This is a genomic window from Pedobacter sp. GW456-11-11-14-TSB4, assembly GCF_059424425.1.
This window is the reverse complement of sequence record NZ_JBWKZK010000002.1, coordinates 704306-722857: the sequence shown is the minus strand read 5'-3', so window position 1 is coordinate 722857 and position 18552 is coordinate 704306. Positions and strand designations below refer to the sequence as shown.

The following is an 18552-nucleotide window of genomic DNA, read 5'->3' as shown; positions in this document are numbered from 1 at the left end:
TTGCAATTTGCCAAGCACCGCAAACTTTGTAATATAAGCCTAATGGGAACGAGCACGAACCCGATTTTTCATCGGGTGAGTAAAGTGTACAGTAGGGCTACTTTTGCCAAAAGCTTGTGACAATCGTTTTCAAAAAAGTAAGCAAAATAAAAAAGCCAATACAAATGCATTGGCTTTAAATATGGTAAAATGATATAATTACATGTGCTTATCTACATCACCAACGTAAACTTGACGTGGTCTGCCGATAGGCTCTTTGTTTTCTCTCATTTCTTTCCATTGTGCAATCCATCCTGGTAACCTGCCTAATGCAAAAAGAACGGTAAACATTTCTGAAGGGAAACCTAAAGCTCTGTAAATAATGCCTGAATAAAAATCTACGTTTGGATATAATTTACGATCGATAAAGTATTGATCTGTTAAAGCTGCTTGCTCTAATTTTTTTGCAATTTCTAAAACTGGATCATTGATACCTAAGCTTTCTAAAATATCATCGCATGCTTTTTTAATAATTTTTGCTCTTGGATCAAAGTTTTTATAAACTCTATGACCAAAACCCATCATTCTAAAAGGATCATTTTTATCTTTTGCTTTCGCTATCCATTTATCGGTATCGCCACCATCTTCTTTAATTTTCTCTAACATTTCGATTACCGCTTGGTTAGCACCGCCATGTAACGGACCCCACAATGCCGAAATACCTGCAGAAATTGAAGCGTAAAGATTACAATCTGAAGAACCAACAATTCTAACAGTAGATGTTGAGCAGTTTTGCTCGTGATCTGCATGTAGAATCAATAACTTATTCATTGCACTAACCACCTTTGGATTTGGTTCGAAATCTTCAGTTCTCTGACCGAAAGTCATCCATAAATAATTAGTAATGTAATCGTATTTGTTTTTAGGGTAAATTAATGGATGCCCTAAAGATTTTTTATAGATGAAAGCTACAATGGTTGTCATTTTAGCCAACATTTTGATGATGGTATCGTTTTTCTGCTCTTCTGATTGATTAGCCTCTAAACTTTCTGGATAAAAAGTAGAAAGCGAGCACACCAATGAAGATAATTGTGCCATTGGATGAGATTTTGAAGGATAACCATCAAAAAATTTCTTCATATCCTCATGTATTAAAGTATGCATGCTGATATCACTTTGGAACTTCTCTACCTGCTCTTTAGAAGGTAACACGCCGTAGATCAATAAATATGCAACTTCTAAGAAAGATGCTTTTTCGGCCAACTCTTCTATCGGATAACCGCGGTATTTTAAAATACCTTGCTCGCCATCTAAAAATGTAATAGCGCTTTTTGTAGCACCAGTATTTTTATAGCCAAAATCTAGTGTAATGTGACCTGTTAAATCTCTTAGTTTTGAAATATCGATGGCCTTCTCACCTTCGGTTCCAGTAATTACTGGAAACTCATAAGTTTTACCGTCTATCTTAATTTCTGCAATAGCTGACATATATTATAGTTTTATGAATAACAAAAATAGTTAATGTGTTTATAAAAATAGTTTTTTGAACCTAACAATACTGTTAATTTGATGTTAATTTTAACGAAAAAAATTATTTTGTTTTAATTTCTTCTAATATAGCTCCGCATTCCATCATCTCATCGCCGTAATAAGGATTTTGGATCTTTTTTTCAGAAGCAAGCCATTCACCGCCATCTCCATTATTGGCCATCGGACAACGTTGTACATAAATGGTTCCCGATTTTAGCTCCGTATGTTTAAACAGCGCTATCACATCGGTGCTTAAAGCTGTAAATTCTTTTCGCTGAGCTTCAATATTTTTAGCATTTTCAATTTTATTGGCAATTACGGCAGTATTTTCACAACCTGAATAATTTTTTAGCGCTGTAGCCAAAACGTTAGCTTTTTGCTTTGCATCTTCAAATTTAGTAGCTACTAAAGCATCCTTTAAATTAATGTAAGCGTTGTAAAGATTTTGAACTGAATCACTTTGGAAACTAAGCTTTTTTGTTGCTGCTATAGTTTCGGTAGTATCTTGTAGGTCTTGTGTTTTTTGTGATTGATTATTGCAAGCAAAAAGAGCCAATAACAAGCCTATACCTAAATATTTTTTCATACGATGTATATTTGTCATCATCAATAAAAAAATTGCTTCACTGCAATTTCATTGATTTTGTATTGGGCTCAAAATAGCATTTAAAATTTTAAAACCATAAAAAAAACAGTCAAAATTTATCGAATAATAGATAAAATTAGATTTTAATTATAAATGGAAACCCAATTTTAAATTGAACATACCATTGCCAGCTTGGTAGTTTAATGATTTTTTTTGTTGTTGATAGGCGTTGAACATTACAGATAGATCGAACTTGACAAATTCATAACCACCACCTCCTCCATAAATAAATGAAAGCTTTGATCCATTCTGAATAGGAATACCTGTACCAACATTACTAACAAGATATATTCTTTCTATTGCAAATACTTTTATACCTGCTAGAAGTGGCAGAAAATCATAATCGGGAATTGGACTCGTATCTTTTGTAAGCAACTTGGCATAACCTATAGATGAAAATGCACTAAGTTCTTTAGATAGTGAATATTGTGCACCAATATTAAAACCTAACCCATAGTTAAAATTTGATTTTTTAGATGCGACCCCTATTTCACCAGTAAAAATTATTTTGAGATCTTGTTCTAAATAATTATTGCCGCTTTGTGCATATAGATTGTTAACACACAAATTGCATGAAATTAAAATCGCTAAAAAAGTAAGGTGATTTTTAAATTTCATAAGGTAATTTACAAAAAAAGCCCCAATCTTTCGATTGAGGCTTCGTAATAATTTTTACTTATTACAATTTGAAATTGTAACCTAAACGTAAAGCATACTGTCCGTTAACTGGTTGGTAAGTTGATGAAGTACCATCTTGTTGATAACCTTCGTAACGAATACCTAATTCTAAACCGTTGTTCCACTCATAACCAGTACCACCACCGAAAATGAATGAAGTTTTAGAACCATCTTGAATTGCAAAACCTGCACCAACTAAACCGTTAATGTACATACCTTTAATTGGATAAACTTTTACACCGCCTACAGCTGGGATAAAATCATAATCAGCAAAGATACTTCCTTCTCTAGCCATTAAACGAGTGTAACCACCAGATGCAGTTAAAGCAACAGCTGGAGCTAAATCAAGTTGCAAACGAACATCTGCACCAACACCATAACTAAAAGGAGAACTGTCTCTTACAATACCAGCGCCACCGCCTATTCCGATTTTAAAACCAGTTTCTCTTGGGGTAGGCATCATGGTAGTTTGTGCATTTACATTACTTGAAAACAATGTAGCAGAAATTGCTAATGCAGCAATAAAAATTTTAGTAGTAATTTTCATAAGTTTAAATATTAATTAATTTTTTGAGTTTAATAATTCTATTTACGAGCCGAAATGAAATACAGTTTTCTTAAAGTGAATATTTTTTAAAAAAAATACTTTTAATTAAAAAAGGCACAAAAAAGCCCTAACCGTAATTGGTTAGGGCTAATTATAACATTTGTATTAATTACAATTTAAAGCCATAAGCTAAACGAATACCTGCATAACCAGTGTTACCAACACCTTCATATTTAGCAGCTAAATCTAAACCATTGCTCCATGAATAACCTAAAGCTGGAGAATAAACAAATTCAGTACCGCTATAGTTTCCAACTGCAAAACCTGCACCAGCCTCAGCTAAACCATATAAGCCAGAACCAGTAGTGTTAAAGAAATATTTTAAACCAGCTTTAGCAGGAATATATCCATAAGATGGAATATCAATTCCAGTGTTTCCAATTTCTTTACCAACTAATCTGGTGTAACCAGCAGTAATTGGCACAGATAATTGCTTATCAATATCAAATTGGTAACGTAAATCACCACCTATTGCAACACCGTAAGCATCACTAGTAGGAACTCCAACATTTAATCCGATACCAAATTTAGGAGATTGTGCGTTTGCATTTACCGAGAAGAATAAAGCCACCGCAGCTACTGCAGAAGCTATAAATTTTGTAGATTTTTTCATTTTTAAAATACTTTGGTTAAGTTATTTATTATTCATAAAAGCACTAAGTATGCTTATAATATGCGTTTAAACAAATTGTGTGCCATAAGTTTCGCTAACATTACTTTATCAGAGGCAATCAATATTTTTTACACATCATTAATAAATAGACCAAGCTATTTCTTATAAAAGCAAGTATCAATAGATTTCTATTTACGATAACTTAATTCAAACTAATTAACATATGTTTCGCTATAATTAAATTATATAACTAATTGTAAATAAGAAAATTATGTTGATAAATAATTAATTCTGTTTGATATAAACTAACGCTAAAGTTTATAATTTCAGTAAAATTTAAAATCAATATCAAATGAAAATCATGAAATCAGTGGCTGTTATGGCCTTAATTTTTTCGGTATTATTTACAGGTTGCAAACCAAAGGATGCCGATATTAAAAAAGCAGTTGAAAAAAGTATTGCAACTGTACCAAGTTTAAGTGGTACAACTGTAGAGGTTAAAGAAGGTGTTGTTTCACTTTCAGGACAATTGCCAGATGAAACTGCAAAAACCTTAGCTGAAACAACTGCTAAAGCGGTAAAAGGTGTTAAATCTGTTGTTAATAATTTAAGTATTGCAGCTCCAGTTACTATTGCCGTTGATGAAGTTTTAACAAAAGCTGTTAAAGATGCGGTTAAAGATTATCCAACTGTTGTTGCTGCCATTAATGATGGTGTTGTTTCTTTAAATGGAGAGATCAAAAAAGATGCTTTGCCAAAATTAATGATGGCTTTAAGTTCATTAAAACCTAAAAAAATTGATAACAAACTAACTGTTAAATAAATAGAAATGGCTTTACAAGATAAATATAAACAACTAACCGATGCAGCTATTAATGCAGGCATTACAGATTTACAGGTTAGAGAGCAAGATGGAGTTCTTTATGTTGATGGAACTGCAGCTAACGGAGCGGTGAAAGATCAATTATGGGATGTATACAATACTATTGATCCTAACTTTGTTTCTGGCGATTTAGTTTTAAACGTAAATGTATCTATTGATGCAGCAGTTACAAAGGTTAAAGTAATTACTCAAAGTAGCAACTTAAACATTAGAAAAGGCCCAGGTACAGACCAACCAATTGTTGGCAAAGCAGCACACGACGAAGTAATAACTTTAGTTAATAAAAGTAATGATCAATGGTGGTTAGTGAGGACAAACGATGGTGAAGAAGGCTATTGTTATGCCCAGTACTTAGCTCCAGAAGCATAATTTAATCTTATAAAAAATCCCGATTTAACCATTGGGATTTTTTTTACAGCATCCTTTGCCAAAGTTTAAGCTCATTTAAGCTAAAGTGATAATTTACGGTAACTCCCTTATGCTCTCCATTCACAATATCACCTTCTCCGCTTTTTCTTCTAAATCTTCTATTATCGTTTTCTTTTAAATAGATCGGTTTTAACTCGCTAGCAAGGCGATAATAATATTTTTCAGAATTTGTTGGTACAATACAAGGTCTATTTAAAACCACCCAAAATATAAATATGTGAATATTATGGGTTTCTTCTAGTTCAAAATATCTCAATAAATCACTTAAATTTAAAGCAATAGTTTCAGATGGCTTTAATCCACTTTGTGGGATGATATTTTCTACACGCATAAAAGTTCTTTGCTGAACTTTGAGTTCTATGTAAAATTTAAATCCTTCATGAGTACTAACCTCAATATCAGGATATCCCTTTTCGATAGTTTTTTTAGCGATAAAATTAGTAGCCGTGTTGATATGATTAATTAGTTTCTGCTCATATTGTTCAGAAAAAGGAGCATCATTTTCGAAAACATAATTCATTTTGCTCACACCATCGCAAGGTGTTGGGCAAATTTTACAGTCATACACAAAAGGACTTATTTTTTGGTAGCCTCCCATCCTATTTCATAATTAGTAATAATTAAATGCGTAACACCTCTATTATTTCTACCTCTAACATTATAGGTGTAGTTTTTATCGAACGTGTTAATATTTACTAAGGGATGAGTATATATTTTACGTATAAATGCTGTTTCTTTGATAACTACCATCCATTTTGCTTTAGTTTGAAGCAAAAAGCTGGCTAGCCTCTGCTGATCATCTTGAGTAAATGCACTTTGGTCGTATTCAGAAAACTCACTATCATAAGGTGGATCTAAAAATATAAAATCTGTAGATCGGATATCAATTTGATTAAAAAAATGTTCAAAATCTAAGTTAAAAATTTCAGTCTGCTTAAACAAATTTGTTATTCCACCTTTAAAAATATTTTCAACTTTTAACCTAAAGTTTTTTTTGTTGTAGGCAATGCCTCCATAGGGAATATTAAATTCTCCTTTGGCATTAAACCTAAACATTGATCCATAGCAAAACTCTCTTACAAAATACCAAATTGCTGCGGCTTTTGGCGAATTCAATTTTAAAATATCATTATAATTAAGGTTTAATATGGTTCTGGTGAAGAGATAAAAACCACCTTTTATTCCAGTTTCAAAATGATCAAATAATTCATCAAGAGAAAAGGATCTGTTTTCCTTCGCAGATATTCTTTTTATTCTTCTCGCTTTATCGGCCATACTTGCCAACAGCCTATTTTTGAAGAGAATGCTATCGATGATAAATTCTTCATCGTTTAGGATATCTATTTTTTTCAATATTGGAGATAATTGATCATCTAGCGATTTATTGAGTTCTTCTTTTTCAATGTTACCATTAATATAATTGCTATAAATATCAGCAATTTTAATCCATAGCAACTTACTTATTAACCCAAGTTCATCCCAGGCGTTAGCAAACTTCAGCAACTCAATTTTAAAATCTTTATGGCCAACTTGCTTATAAAAGTTAATTAAATCTGTGCTTTTATCATTAATAAAGCTTTTAACTTGAGGTTCCAACGCGAAAAAAACTCCGCCCCCACCAAAAAACGGTTCAATATATCTTTCGAAAGCAGGTATTTGATCAGAGAACAAAGCAAATTCATCATACTTCCCTCCTGTCCATTTAATGATTGGCCTTAACTTTTTACCCATTTTATTGATTTACTGCGCTAAATAAATGCTTAATTAAGCTCAAATATGCAATAATTACTTTTTAAAATAGGCATCAATTATTTTTAATGAATTATTTTTAAGTGCCTCAAAATCCTGATCTGCATCTAACCAGTTAATTTTTACGCCATCTTTCTCCATTTTCCTAAAAAAGGTCATTTGTCTTTTAGCAAATTGGCAAATTGCAATTCCAAGCTTCTCTTTTAAGGTGACTAAATCAAATTCATTTTGTAGATACGAAACAACAAATTTATACTCTAATCCATAAAATGTAAGTACAGCATGATCTATTCCATTTGCGAGCAACGTTTCGACCTCTTCAATTAAACCATTTTGTAGTCGATGATTTAGCCTTATTAAAATCCTATCTCTTCTTAACTCTACATCGCTTTGCAAACCGATAATTAATGGATTAATCTTTTGTCTTGGTATTGGATCTAATGAATGATTTTCCAGATATTCTGCAATTTCAATAGCCCTGATTAATCTTTTTGAGGATGAAAAATCTACATGAGCTGTTAGTTCTTTCGGATATTGATTTAAAACATTTTGAAGATCTATCTTATCAAAATTGATGTATTGTTCTCGAAGATTTTCATTTTTAGGGATGGCCGTTAACTCATGGTTTTGGAGCAAAGCATGAATGTACATACCGGTGCCACCACATAAAATAGGCAATTTGTTGCTCTTTGTAATTTGAGCTAGCGACTTATAAAAGTCTTCTTTAAAAGCATTTACATTATATTTCTCACCAGCATTAACAATATCTATTAAATGGTAGGGGATTTGTTTTTGGCCAATTTTATACTCGGATAGATCTTTACCTGTGCCAATATCCATACCCCTAAAAACTTGCCTACTGTCTGCGCTGATAATTTCAGCATTTAATTCATCAGCTAAATTTACTGCAAGTTTTGTTTTGCCCGAAGCTGTTGCACCAAGAATTATAAGCAAATTTTCTGTTGACATTTTATAGGTAAAGATGATACTTTAAGTTGCCGGTATTAAAAACTTTAATATAGTACAATTGCTTTAAGAATTCATCCAAATTTAAACTATTTTGGGCTTTAAAAGATTGGAGAATGTTTTTAGGCAAACGATGAGCAGCATATCTTTTTAGTGTTTGTTGGTCTAAGTAAAAGTAAATGGGATCAGTTTGGTCTGTTTTTACAAAATTTAATTTCTCATAGCCCTTTCCCAGCGACCAATCTTTATCTGCGTAGCTCATGATATCATTTATCTGAACAAGTTTTGAAAAATGTTTGATTAGTTTACTTAATCCGCCGACAACAGTAACTCCATTTTTAGAAGCAAAGCGAACTAATTCTGCGGATAAGTAATTACTTCCTTTTAGTTTCATGGGTCTAGCATCGCTAAATGTTGCTACAGCAATAATTTCATCATTAGCTAATAAACCAAAAGCATGTTTAGCTTTAACAAAACCTTGGAGATGATTAATTTCTAAAAATGATTTTGTTGTGAGGGCATCAATCTCAATAATCTTCGTTTTTCTACCATGAAACCCAACATTTTTTGACAATAGCGAATTTAATCTAATTAAAACTTGTTCTTTTTTAGTTAGCCAAACATCTTCCCAAAGATGCAATAATTGCTTATTCTCTTTGAGGTATTTTTGCTGTAACTTATTTAACTGAATTGGATTAAAATTATTTGTTATTGGAACCAAATGGATAAGCACTCCATTATCTGTATCAATAATGAGATGTTCATTATCTAACAATTGTTTAGCATTTTCAACTAAGCCAATAACAGCATCAAAAACTTCTTGTTGCCACAAAAAGATTAAACCCACCCGTTCTGTTTAAAATTTGTAAAATTGGCTCCAAGCGTACTAATAATCTGATCGATTAATTTATCATCAAGATTAGTAATATTGAAACAAGAGGTACCATTAATAGAAAGTTCCATCAAATCTGGATGTATAATTTTGCTTAATTCTGGTTCGCTCTGTGTTGATAAAAGACAAAATTGAACAGAATCATCTTCTATGTTTACACTCGCAAAAGGAACAGCCTCAATTTTTTCACCATCGGTATCAAAAAGTTTTTCGCTCCATAGTTCATAAACTGTTTCGCTGTTTACTCTAGCAGTAAAACCATTTGCGGTATATGGCTGTAAATTAGCTCTAATTGTTTGGAAAATTTCTACAAGATCTGTTTTCATAAGTTTAGCATTAGTTTGCCAAAGGTAAACACTAAAATATCATCAATTGTTCGGTTTAACAACTATAAATTTAACCACCAACTTTGTTTAGGCAAATTGCCATTTAAAGTGAATGTTTCTCCTAAATTTGGCGTAAGCAACTCAACGTTTAGCTCATCAGCTTTTGCCTTAAGCCTACGTATTGGTTCATCCCAATTGTGTAAAGCTAATTTATATTTTGCCCAATGCACAGGTAATAAATATTTAGCGTTTAAATCTAAGCTTGCTTCGGCAACTTGTTCGGGCATCATATGTATAAAAGGCCACATTGTATTGTATTGGCCACATTCCAGAATTGCCAAATCAAACGGTCCATGCTCATCACCAATGGTTTTAAAATGATGATCGTAACCCGAATCAGCACCGATGTAGACTTTATTTTTAGAAGTTTGAAGTATAAAAGACGACCATAATGTTTGATTTCTTTTAAATAACCTACCAGAGAAATGCCTTGCAGGTGCTGCTGTAAGTTTGATATTGGCAAAAGGCGATGTTTGATCACCCCAATTAAGTTCAATAATTTTATCTTTGGATATTCCCCAGAATTCTAAATGTGCACCAACTCCTAAAGAAGTGATGAAAATTTTAGTCTTATCTTTCAATTTTAGTATGGATTCTTGTTCTAAATGATCATAATGATCATGAGATATTATCACAATATCTAAACTTGGTAAATCTTCAATGTTGATAAAATTTGTTCCAGCAAACTGTTTTGTTCCGATAAATTGAAATGGGGATGGCCTTTCGTTAAAAACAGGATCAACTAAAATAGTTAAATTATCTACTTGAATTAAATACGAAGAATGGCCAAACCAAGTTAGTTTAAAATCTGCCGAGGGCGAAAAATCTGATTGATGATGAGGTAATGGAAATTTTGGTGATCCATCTTTATTACCTTTAAGCATTGCTTTTATCATCATCCCATACGTTACATCATCAGGTTTTGTAGGTGTATGCGATTGATTTTTAAATTCACCGTTGGTGTAATTAGCTGCCGATTTAATTTTATTTAACCTTTTACCATTTGGATGCTTACCAAAAACTGGAAGATTAAAGATTAGGAAAATAGTTATAACGAGGGCAATAAATAGAAAAGTCATTTATGATTTAATATAAATGCTAAATTACTGTTTAGCAAACAAAGTGCATAAAAAAACCTTCAATCTAATTTAGATTGAAGGTTTTAAATTATTTAGATGCCTAATTTAGTTTTTAGGCTGTACTCTTCCACTTTTTCTATCTTCGGCTCTACCAATTGCATAACCGGCACCTGCACCTGCTAAACCACCGATTACAGCTCCTCTTCCGTCTTTTTTATCAATCAAAATACCTCCTAGGGCACCAACACCTGCTCCAATTGCAGTGCCTTTAGCTGCATCACTCCAACCTTTTTTCTTTGCAGCTGTAGTTGTTCCAGCAGAAGAAGTTGTAGTACCGCCACTTGATGAATATCTTGTAGTCGTTGCACTTCTTCTTGCAGCAGCTAATTCAGCTTGATGTCTTGCTTCAACTTCAGCCTGTTGTCTGGCGACTTCGGCTCTTTTAAAGCTATCTAATTTTAAACTATCTTTAACAGCAGCTACTGCTTGTTGTTTTGCTAATTCTTGTTCTTTAGCACTGTTGCTGCAAGAAGCTATAACTGTAGCCAATGCAACTATTGCGAATATCTTTTTCATGTCTGTTAATTTTTTTAATTTATACTAAACTTCTTATTGTAAAAATGATGCCAAAGATTATTAAAGTTGTAATTTATTTAATTTGTTAAGCATCAACTTATATACAATGTCTACTTAACAAACGATAAAGGAATTTAGTTTTTTCGCATTTTTTACTTATATTTGCAACAACGGAATATCAATATACTTTTCTCTAACAATACCTACTGAAACATTTCAGCACCTTAATCTTTAGCATGCAACCGTTAACATGCAGATTAACATCAAGTTTAGATCAATTTCATTTTAACAATCGAGTTAAAAGATCAACCAAAGGTTAACAGAGAACAGTCTTTTTATCATTAAATTAGTAATATATGGCAAAGTCGCAGGCTACCTTCATGAAAAAGCAGTTGGAAAAAAATAGACAAAAGAAAAAAGAAGAAAAATTAGAACGTAAACAAGAACGCCAACAAAACTCTACAGGTGGAGATTTGGAAAGCATGATGGCTTACGTTAATGAGTTTGGTGAGATTGTATCTACACCGCCAGAAAAAAAATAAAAAATACTCGCTCCCGCTTACACGCGGGAGTTTTAGTTTAAAGCCAAATCTTAAATATTACATTTATTTTAACATTTGGCTTCAAAAAAACTATATCTTGCTCAAAAGTATTTCGATCACTAATACATGAAACTAACCATTTGGGGCGCTGCACAGCAAGTTACTGGCAGTATGCATTTGTTGCAAACAGATAATTATAACATTTTAATAGATTGCGGTTTAGATTATGAAAAAGGAACTTATCAGGAAGAAAATGAGTTCTTTCCTTTTGATCCAAGCTCAATTGATGTTGTAATTTTAACGCATGCACATATAGATCATTCTGGTAATTTACCAACCCTCGTGAGATTAGGATTTGCAGGACAAATACTTTGCACCCCACCTACTGCAGATTTAACGGAAATACTTTTATTCGATTCTGTTAACATTTTTTTGAGCAAACAGAAAAAGAAACCGAAACGAGGCAGAGGTAATTATGGCCCAAAACCACTGTATTTGCAGCGTGATGTGATGGAAACTGTTGATCGCTTTGTAACCATTGGCTTTAACAAATCTTTTAAGATAAACGGAAGTATTAAATTAGAATTTATCCCGGCAGGACATTTACTTGGTGCTGCAGCCGTAATACTTGCAATAAATGAGAATGGAATTTTAAAAAAGATTGGCTTTACTGGCGATGTAGGTCGTAAAAATTATCCCGTGTTGGTTGATCCAGCACCACTACCACAATTAGATTATTTAGTGAGTGAATCCACTTATGGTGGCAGGTTACATACTAAGGATAAAACTCTTGAAGAAACGCTAATTGAAGCCATTAAAGAAACGTGTATAAAAAGCCCAGGAAGACTAATAATCCCTGCCTTTAGTATTGGTAGAACACAATCTTTAGTGTTTACGCTAAATCAAATTTTTAGCAAAGGTTTGTTACCTCCTGTTCAAATTTTTGTTGATAGTCCATTGGCTAATTTTGCTACTGATATTTACAGAAAACACCATCAGCTTGTAAATGAGGAGGCAAAAGTGTTTTATCAAACCAAAGGTGACGAATTTGAATTTGGAAACCTAGTCTACGTTCAAGATAGAAAAGAGAGCGAATCTGTAATGACTTATCTAGAGCCATGTATCATTATTTCATCAGCAGGCATGCTTGAAGGAGGAAGAATACAAGATCATTTATACCATAATATACAGAATTATTACTGTACCATATTATTTATTGGTTATTGCGCTAAAGGAACTTTAGGAGATAGACTTTTAAGAGGTGATCCCATTATTAGATTACGTAACAGAGATTTGATGGTTTATGCTACGATTAAGAAAACTGACCTATTAAGTGGACACGGAGATCATCAAGATTTAGTGGAAACTGCAAAACAACAAGATCCTAAAAAGTTAAAAAAAGTGTTTTTAGTACATGGTGAAGCTAAAAGCATGGATGCATTAGAAATATCCTTAACTGAAGAAGGTTATAATGTAGTTAAACCACTTAAAGGAGAAACGATAGAATTATAAAACCAAGTAAACGTAAAATTTACTATCTCTAACTGGCTGACCTTTGATAGTTAATATTTCTCCTTTGTTATCTCTTAATGGTTTAATTATAAAAGGTTCGTCAGATTTTTGAGCCTCAGCAAATGCTATATTTAATCTATCTATAAAAGTATCTGCCTTAACCCGCCACTTTTTATCGTTGTACCAAAAATAAGCGAACGTTTTTTTGGTATCTCCTTTTAACTTTCCATCTAACCTAACAATACCTAAATTTGCCTTTACCAAAGGCTCAACAGCTTTTTTGTAAAAGGTTTTAAAATCTTTAAATTCTGGTATTACAATAACTTCACTCATTTCTTAAATTTTGGCGCAATTTACATCATTTCTTTGCCTTTTAACTATAGTAAAGACTAAGAATTATTTTCTATTTCTATTTAAAATTAGTCGGTTATTTTATAAAAATCATATTATTCTTTTACAAAACCATCTTATCGAATAATTGATTTAAGGTATCATCAGCATTGCTGCAAAAACCAGGATGAACTTTTGAAGCTTGAACAACAGTACTTCTTGTAGCTGTTAACCACCTAAATCGAGAAGCTAAATCAAGCTGCCCAATTGCACCTGAATTTTTGCCACCACAGCATATTTTATCAATAGCATTTAGATTTGCCAAAATAACATCAGCATCAACCTTGCAATTAAAAGCTGCTAAACGAGGCTCACTAACTTCAAATCTGCATTTCAAAAACTGCTGTTTGGCGCAATATAAAATTACACCAACATTAATAAATTCTTCACGCTCTACCCTAGGCACAACGCGAATAACTGCATACTCAAATAAGTGCCTGTTTTGCATTTTGTGCTTCTTTTACAAAAACTTCCGAGTTGACAATTCTTGTGTTTAAAAATTGAGCGTAAGCAGCTCTTTGTGCGTTGCTACTGTTAAAAATATCTTCATTTAACCATTCATCTGGAATTAAATTTAAAATATCATTTATTACTGTTGGCGTTAAAATGGATTTAAATTGTTGATCAACGTTTTCTAAATCATCAGCTTGAGCAAGTAAAACATGATCTTTTACCAAAACAAAAGGGCGTTTAGCTTGCTCTTGCCAATTTTGCCATGAGTGGTGGAAATATAAGGATGCACCATGATCTATTAGCCACAATTCTTTATGCCAAATCAGCATATTGGTGTTTCGAGCTGTACGATCCATATTTGTTAACAGACAATCTAACCAAACAATTTGAGCTGCCAAGATGGGATCTATCTTAGTAACAGTTGCATCATAAGTTATTGCTCCACTCAAATAATGAAGTGCCAAATTTAGTCCAACACTTGCTTTTAGTAAATCTTGAATTTCCTCATCAGGTTCGGTTCTTCCGAAAGCTTCATCAAGGTTAGCAAAAACAATTTCTGGCACTTTAAGGCCTAATTTGCGAGCAATCTCTGCACCTATTATTTCAGAAATTAAGGCTTTATATCCTTGTCCGGCTCCTCTAAACTTAATCACATACAGAAAATCGTCATCTGCCTCTGCAATGGCCGGCATAGAACCGCCCTCTCGCAAAGGAGTAACATATCTGGTTACATTTACCGTTCTTAAACTTAATGGTTGTTGATTGTCCATATCACCCAAAAATAGAAAAATTTAATAGTTAAGACACAAAAAAAGCATCCCAACAATTTGGGATGCTTTAGAAATATTCTTTTTGAAAATTAGTTTTGCTGGATTACGTGAAATTTGGCGCTCGTTGTTGTTGCTGCATCAAACCAAATGGTGTAAATTTTGCCAGCAGTAAAGTTAGTCGCAGGAATTGGCACTGAAATACCAGAATTAACCACACTAACTTGTAAAGCAGCGGTAGCATCAACTGTAAGATAACCGCTAGAATTAGCATTGCCAAAACTCAAACCATTTACAAGAGCAGTATTATCTGCTAATGAGATATTTAAGGTATTGTTTAATGCTGGTGCTAAATTAACAAAGCGAACTCTAATTTTCCCAGCAGCAGGCGCAGTTGGATCATCAGAAAAACCAGTTATTCTCGGTGTTCCAGATTGGTCTACATAATAAAATGCAGTGTATGATAAATCTGTATTTAAACCTGCCTGAAGTGAGGCCGAAGCAGTTGTAGATCCCGTATTTCTAAAAGATATCACAGAGGTACCTGCTTTAACTGTATAGTAAGTGCTTGTTTGTGCATAAGCCACAGGCGTAGTGCTTATTTTTGTGTCGTTCTGGTAAAAATCTTGAGCATTTGAACCTGAAATTGTATTGGTTACGCTAATTTTCGCATTACCGTATTCAATTGGTTGGATATCCTCTCTTAAATCTTTTTTGCATGAGGATAATGATATTGCAAATGTACTTAACCCAATAAGTAAAGTGGCTGTTTTTTTGTTGATAAAGGTTTTCATAGGGTGTTTAATTTTTAAAATGTTTCAACTATTTATAAACCCAAATTTAATCATAATCAAAATAGTAAACAACAACATGGGTGTTTAGATTTTATCCTTCACCTTTTGTAAATAACTCTGATAATAGTTTAAAGAAAAATATTTTACTGCAAAATTAAATTATTTAATTGTAGTTAAATATAAAATTAAATTCTGAATTTAACTTTTATTTTAATATTGGTTTAAGTAAATTGGTTTACCTAAACTTATGAAAATCATATTTAATCTCTCACTTTTACTGCTTTTTCTAGTAGGAAAATGCTCATTTGCACAAAATAATTTCGGTCCGAGGCTAACGGCAATGGGAAATAATGGCGCTGCAGTAAATGATGTTTGGAGTTTAGAAGCTAACTCAGCCGGAATAACAACATTAAGTAAACCAACATTAGCTGCTAATTATACCAGACTACTAGACAATGATATTAGCAAGCAAGGAGTTGTATTTGTTCTACCTGTCAAAAGAAATTATATTGGCTTTAGCTTTAACCGCTATGGGATTTCTGAATACAATGAGATAAAGGCGGGCTTGGCAATTGCAAAAAAGTTTGGCGATGATTTATCTATTTCAATAAAAGGCAATTACCATCAAATTAGCATTATTAATTATGGTTCTACAGCTGGTTTTTCTTTAGATGTAGGCGCAATGTATAAACTTAACAACCTGCTCACGGTTGGTTTGTACATTAACAATCCATCAGTACAAAATTATAGCTCCAAAATAATTAAAACATCAATTCCTACGGTATTCTATTTGGGTAGTAGCTACCAATTTTCAGATAAGCTTTTAATAGCAAATACTTTAAGCAAAAATTTAAAAGGTAAGGTAGATATGAGTTTAGGCTTAGACTATAAAATTATCGAAATGATAAGTTTAAGAGCTGGCATAAGTATAAAACCATTTAAACATTATGCTGGATTTGGTTTCAATTACAAAAATCTGATGGTTGATTTTGCAGTTGAAAATGACCCAAATTTAAATTATACGCCTCAAATTGGTTTAGCTTATGCGTTTTAAAATCATCGTAGTTTTGTTATTGTGTACTGCTTTGGCAAAAGCTCAAAGTCAGGAAGATGCGTTTATTAAAGATTTGATAGAAAGTATAGCAGAAAATCTTCCAGACGACATCGATTTATCGGAACTTCAAGATAGATTTAGCTATTATATAAAAAGACCAATCAATCTAAATAATACAAATCCAGAAGAACTTAAAACGTTATTCTTCTTATCACCCATCCAAATCAGTAATATTTTTACCCATATTAAAAGCAATGGAAAGTTTATCGATGTTTTAGAACTGCAAAGCGTACCAGATTTTGATGTTGAAACCATTAATAGGCTTTTACCTTTTATAACCTTAAATCAGCAAGACTTAGCAGATAAAATTACATTAAGAAATCTTCGAATTTTGGGAGATAATGATTTGGTTTTAAGGTTAGGCAAAGTTGTAGAAAAACCAAAAGGCTTTACCGATTTGCCTGGCAGTAGATATTTAGGGACGCAAGATAGATTTTTATTAAGATATAGATTTGACTATTCTAATCGAATTTCGGCCTCATTAATAGCCGAAAAAGATGCTGGAGAAAATTTTATAAGAGGAGAAAAACAATTTTTGTTTGATTATCAGTCTTTTCATATCGGACTCTATCATACTGGCAAATTTAAGAAGATAATTATTGGTGATTACAGCATGCAATTTGGGCAAGGCTTAACGCTATGGACAGGTTTCTCTTTTGGCAAAGCACCAGATGTGGCAAGTATTGCAAAAAGAGATGTTGGTTTAAAAGCCTATACTTCGGCTAATGAATACTCTTTTTTAAGAGGTTTTGCAACAACTGTTCAACTAACTAAACATATTGAGTTTACTCCTTTTGTTTCATTAAGAAATTTAGATGGAAGCTTGAGTTTAGATGGGAATGGAAATCAAGTATTAGAAAACATTAACGAAACTGGTTTACACCGCACGGCTACAGAAATAAAGAACAAAAACAGCATAAGGCAACAAGTTTACGGTGGAGTTTTGCAATACCAAAAAGATAATCTAAGTATTGGTGCTATTGGCTATCAATCTCAGTATAGCAATTCTTTTATCACTGCCGATCAACTATACCGACATTATAACTTTACAGGTAAAAATTTAACAAATGTTGGTTTAAACTACAACTACACTTACAAAAACGTTTATTTTTTTGGCGAAGCTGCAAAAAGTTTAAATGGTGGTTTAGCTTATTTAAATGGTGCATTAATCAGCTTATCCTCAAAAACATCAGCTGCCATATTACACAGAAATTATCAAAGCAATTACCATAACTTTTTTAATCAGGCAACTGCAGAAGCTAGTGAAGCATTTAATTAAAAGGGGTTATACGTAGGATTAAACATTATCCCATCTAAAGCATGGAATTTATCATTGTATGCCGATTATTTTAAATTTCCTTGGCTAAAGTTTAGAGTTGATGCCCCTTCTGATGGATATGAAATTTTAAGTCAACTAACTTACACGCCTACCAAAACCTTTAAAGCATTTATCAGATACAAATCTGAATTAAAACAGCAAAACACAGATTTAGAAGTACCAATTAACTTTTTAGATAATGTAAAAAGAGAATCTTACAGAGCAGATGTAAGCTGGCAGTTGAGCAAAACTATTAAATTTCAAAACAGAGTTGAAGTTTCACAATTTAAAAAAGGAGTAGCCATGGCAGAATTTGGATACATGGCCTATCAGGATGCAAGTTACACTCCTAACCTATCTAAATTAAGCGGCAACATTCGTATTGCCTATTTTAATATCCCATCTTTTAATAGCAGAATATATGCATACGAAGATGATGTGTTATACAATTTCGCCTTTGCAATGTATAATGGTAAAGGTTTTAGAACCTATGCAAACTTAAAATATAAGCTGATAAAAAGACTAGATCTATGGGTAAGATACGCCATGTTTTTATATCCGAAAGAAGAAACTGTAGGTTCTGGTTTAGATGAAATTAACGGAAATAAAAAAACTGATTTAAAAATTCAAATAAGGTTTCAGTTTTAGC

General features: G+C 32.6%; 23 protein-coding genes. 7 read left to right on the top strand and 16 right to left on the bottom strand.

Annotation, left to right across the window (positions count from 1 at the left end; genetic code table 11):
* Positions 1-198 precede the first annotated feature (198 nt).
* The 5 genes from AC07XU_RS10540 to AC07XU_RS10520 form a co-directional block, all read right to left on the bottom strand.
* Positions 199-1467 carry a citrate synthase gene (locus AC07XU_RS10540; protein WP_494943610.1) on the bottom strand — a complete coding sequence of 423 codons (1269 nt, stop codon included), beginning with the start codon at positions 1465-1467 and terminating at the stop codon, positions 199-201.
* A 103-nt stretch (positions 1468-1570) separates the two neighbouring features.
* Entirely contained in the window at positions 1571-2095 is a 525-nt protein-coding gene (locus tag AC07XU_RS10535; RefSeq protein WP_494943609.1) for a DUF3347 domain-containing protein, read from the bottom strand.
* Between the two features lie 147 nt (positions 2096-2242).
* Positions 2243-2773 (bottom strand): hypothetical protein, encoded by a 531-nt coding sequence (locus AC07XU_RS10530; RefSeq protein ID WP_494943608.1) that lies wholly within the window; start codon positions 2771-2773, stop codon positions 2243-2245.
* 61 nt (positions 2774-2834) lie between these two features.
* Complete coding sequence (locus tag AC07XU_RS10525; protein WP_494943607.1) at positions 2835-3380, bottom strand: hypothetical protein; 546 nt, start codon at positions 3378-3380, stop codon at positions 2835-2837.
* A 169-nt stretch (positions 3381-3549) separates the two neighbouring features.
* Positions 3550-4053, bottom strand: coding sequence for a hypothetical protein (locus AC07XU_RS10520; protein ID WP_494943606.1), 504 nt, complete (start codon positions 4051-4053; stop codon positions 3550-3552).
* 352 nt (positions 4054-4405) lie between these two features.
* On the opposite strand from AC07XU_RS10520, the gene AC07XU_RS10515 reads away from it, so the two are divergent.
* Together AC07XU_RS10515 and AC07XU_RS10510 are read left to right on the top strand one after the other, a co-directional pair.
* Complete coding sequence (locus tag AC07XU_RS10515) at positions 4406-4876, top strand: BON domain-containing protein (protein WP_494943605.1); 471 nt, start codon at positions 4406-4408, stop codon at positions 4874-4876.
* Positions 4877-4882: 6 nt separating this feature from the next.
* Positions 4883-5305 carry an SH3 domain-containing protein gene (locus tag AC07XU_RS10510; RefSeq protein ID WP_494943604.1) on the top strand — a complete coding sequence of 141 codons (423 nt, stop codon included), beginning with the start codon at positions 4883-4885 and terminating at the stop codon, positions 5303-5305.
* A gap of 43 nt (positions 5306-5348) precedes the next feature.
* Here AC07XU_RS10510 and AC07XU_RS10505 read toward each other — a convergent pair whose 3' ends face one another.
* The 7 genes from AC07XU_RS10505 to AC07XU_RS10475 form a co-directional block, all read right to left on the bottom strand.
* Positions 5349-5963: a hypothetical protein gene (locus tag AC07XU_RS10505; RefSeq protein ID WP_494943603.1), complete on the bottom strand. Its 615-nt coding sequence runs from the start codon at positions 5961-5963 to the stop codon at positions 5349-5351.
* Entirely contained in the window at positions 5942-7096 is a 1155-nt protein-coding gene (locus AC07XU_RS10500; protein WP_494943602.1) for a DNA adenine methylase, read from the bottom strand. Before AC07XU_RS10500 ends, AC07XU_RS10505 begins: the two co-directional genes overlap by 22 nt.
* A 54-nt stretch (positions 7097-7150) precedes the next feature.
* A complete protein-coding gene (gene miaA, locus AC07XU_RS10495; protein ID WP_494943601.1) occupies positions 7151-8083 on the bottom strand; it encodes a tRNA (adenosine(37)-N6)-dimethylallyltransferase MiaA in 933 nt (310 codons plus the stop codon).
* Between the two features lies 1 nt (position 8084).
* Complete coding sequence (locus AC07XU_RS10490) at positions 8085-8927, bottom strand: hypothetical protein (protein ID WP_494943600.1); 843 nt, start codon at positions 8925-8927, stop codon at positions 8085-8087.
* On the bottom strand, positions 8918-9298 hold the full coding sequence (locus AC07XU_RS10485; protein ID WP_494943599.1) for a hypothetical protein: 381 nt from the start codon (positions 9296-9298) through the stop codon (positions 8918-8920). Before AC07XU_RS10485 ends, AC07XU_RS10490 begins: the two co-directional genes overlap by 10 nt.
* A 62-nt stretch (positions 9299-9360) precedes the next feature.
* Positions 9361-10437 carry an MBL fold metallo-hydrolase gene (locus tag AC07XU_RS10480; RefSeq protein ID WP_494943598.1) on the bottom strand — a complete coding sequence of 359 codons (1077 nt, stop codon included), beginning with the start codon at positions 10435-10437 and terminating at the stop codon, positions 9361-9363.
* 105 nt (positions 10438-10542) lie between these two features.
* Positions 10543-11013, bottom strand: a complete 471-nt coding sequence (locus tag AC07XU_RS10475) for a YMGG-like glycine zipper-containing protein (protein WP_494943597.1) — start codon at positions 11011-11013, stop codon at positions 10543-10545.
* A gap of 356 nt (positions 11014-11369) precedes the next feature.
* Between AC07XU_RS10475 and AC07XU_RS10470 the strand changes: the two genes are divergently transcribed.
* Together AC07XU_RS10470 and AC07XU_RS10465 are read left to right on the top strand one after the other, a co-directional pair.
* Positions 11370-11555, top strand: coding sequence for a hypothetical protein (locus tag AC07XU_RS10470; protein WP_055133765.1), 186 nt, complete (start codon positions 11370-11372; stop codon positions 11553-11555).
* A gap of 126 nt (positions 11556-11681) precedes the next feature.
* Positions 11682-13067 carry an MBL fold metallo-hydrolase gene (locus tag AC07XU_RS10465; protein WP_494943596.1) on the top strand — a complete coding sequence of 462 codons (1386 nt, stop codon included), beginning with the start codon at positions 11682-11684 and terminating at the stop codon, positions 13065-13067.
* On the opposite strand, the gene AC07XU_RS10460 is transcribed toward AC07XU_RS10465, so the two are convergent.
* The 4 genes from AC07XU_RS10460 to AC07XU_RS10445 all read right to left on the bottom strand — a co-directional run bounded on the left by AC07XU_RS10460 (position 13062) and on the right by AC07XU_RS10445 (position 15471).
* Entirely contained in the window at positions 13062-13400 is a 339-nt protein-coding gene (locus AC07XU_RS10460; protein ID WP_494943595.1) for a hypothetical protein, read from the bottom strand. The genes AC07XU_RS10465 and AC07XU_RS10460 overlap by 6 nt on opposite strands.
* 121 nt (positions 13401-13521) lie before the next feature.
* Complete coding sequence (locus AC07XU_RS10455; RefSeq protein ID WP_494943594.1) at positions 13522-13905, bottom strand: DUF3037 domain-containing protein; 384 nt, start codon at positions 13903-13905, stop codon at positions 13522-13524.
* Positions 13883-14680 (bottom strand): HipA family kinase, encoded by a 798-nt coding sequence (locus tag AC07XU_RS10450; protein ID WP_494943593.1) that lies wholly within the window; start codon positions 14678-14680, stop codon positions 13883-13885. Before AC07XU_RS10450 ends, AC07XU_RS10455 begins: the two co-directional genes overlap by 23 nt.
* Before the next feature lie 89 nt (positions 14681-14769).
* Positions 14770-15471, bottom strand: a complete 702-nt coding sequence (locus AC07XU_RS10445; protein WP_494943592.1) for a DUF4397 domain-containing protein — start codon at positions 15469-15471, stop codon at positions 14770-14772.
* A 247-nt stretch (positions 15472-15718) separates the two neighbouring features.
* On the opposite strand from AC07XU_RS10445, the gene AC07XU_RS10440 reads away from it, so the two are divergent.
* From AC07XU_RS10440 to AC07XU_RS10430, 3 genes are read left to right on the top strand one after another with little or no spacing between them, the layout of a single operon-like run.
* Positions 15719-16525, top strand: coding sequence for a hypothetical protein (locus tag AC07XU_RS10440; RefSeq protein ID WP_494943591.1), 807 nt, complete (start codon positions 15719-15721; stop codon positions 16523-16525).
* Positions 16515-17864 carry a ComEA family DNA-binding protein gene (locus AC07XU_RS10435; RefSeq protein ID WP_494943590.1) on the top strand — a complete coding sequence of 450 codons (1350 nt, stop codon included), beginning with the start codon at positions 16515-16517 and terminating at the stop codon, positions 17862-17864. The genes AC07XU_RS10440 and AC07XU_RS10435 overlap by 11 nt, the downstream gene beginning before the upstream one ends.
* 54 nt (positions 17865-17918) lie before the next feature.
* Positions 17919-18551: a hypothetical protein gene (locus tag AC07XU_RS10430; RefSeq protein WP_494943589.1), complete on the top strand. Its 633-nt coding sequence runs from the start codon at positions 17919-17921 to the stop codon at positions 18549-18551.
* The last annotated feature ends 1 nt before the right edge of the window (position 18552 follow it).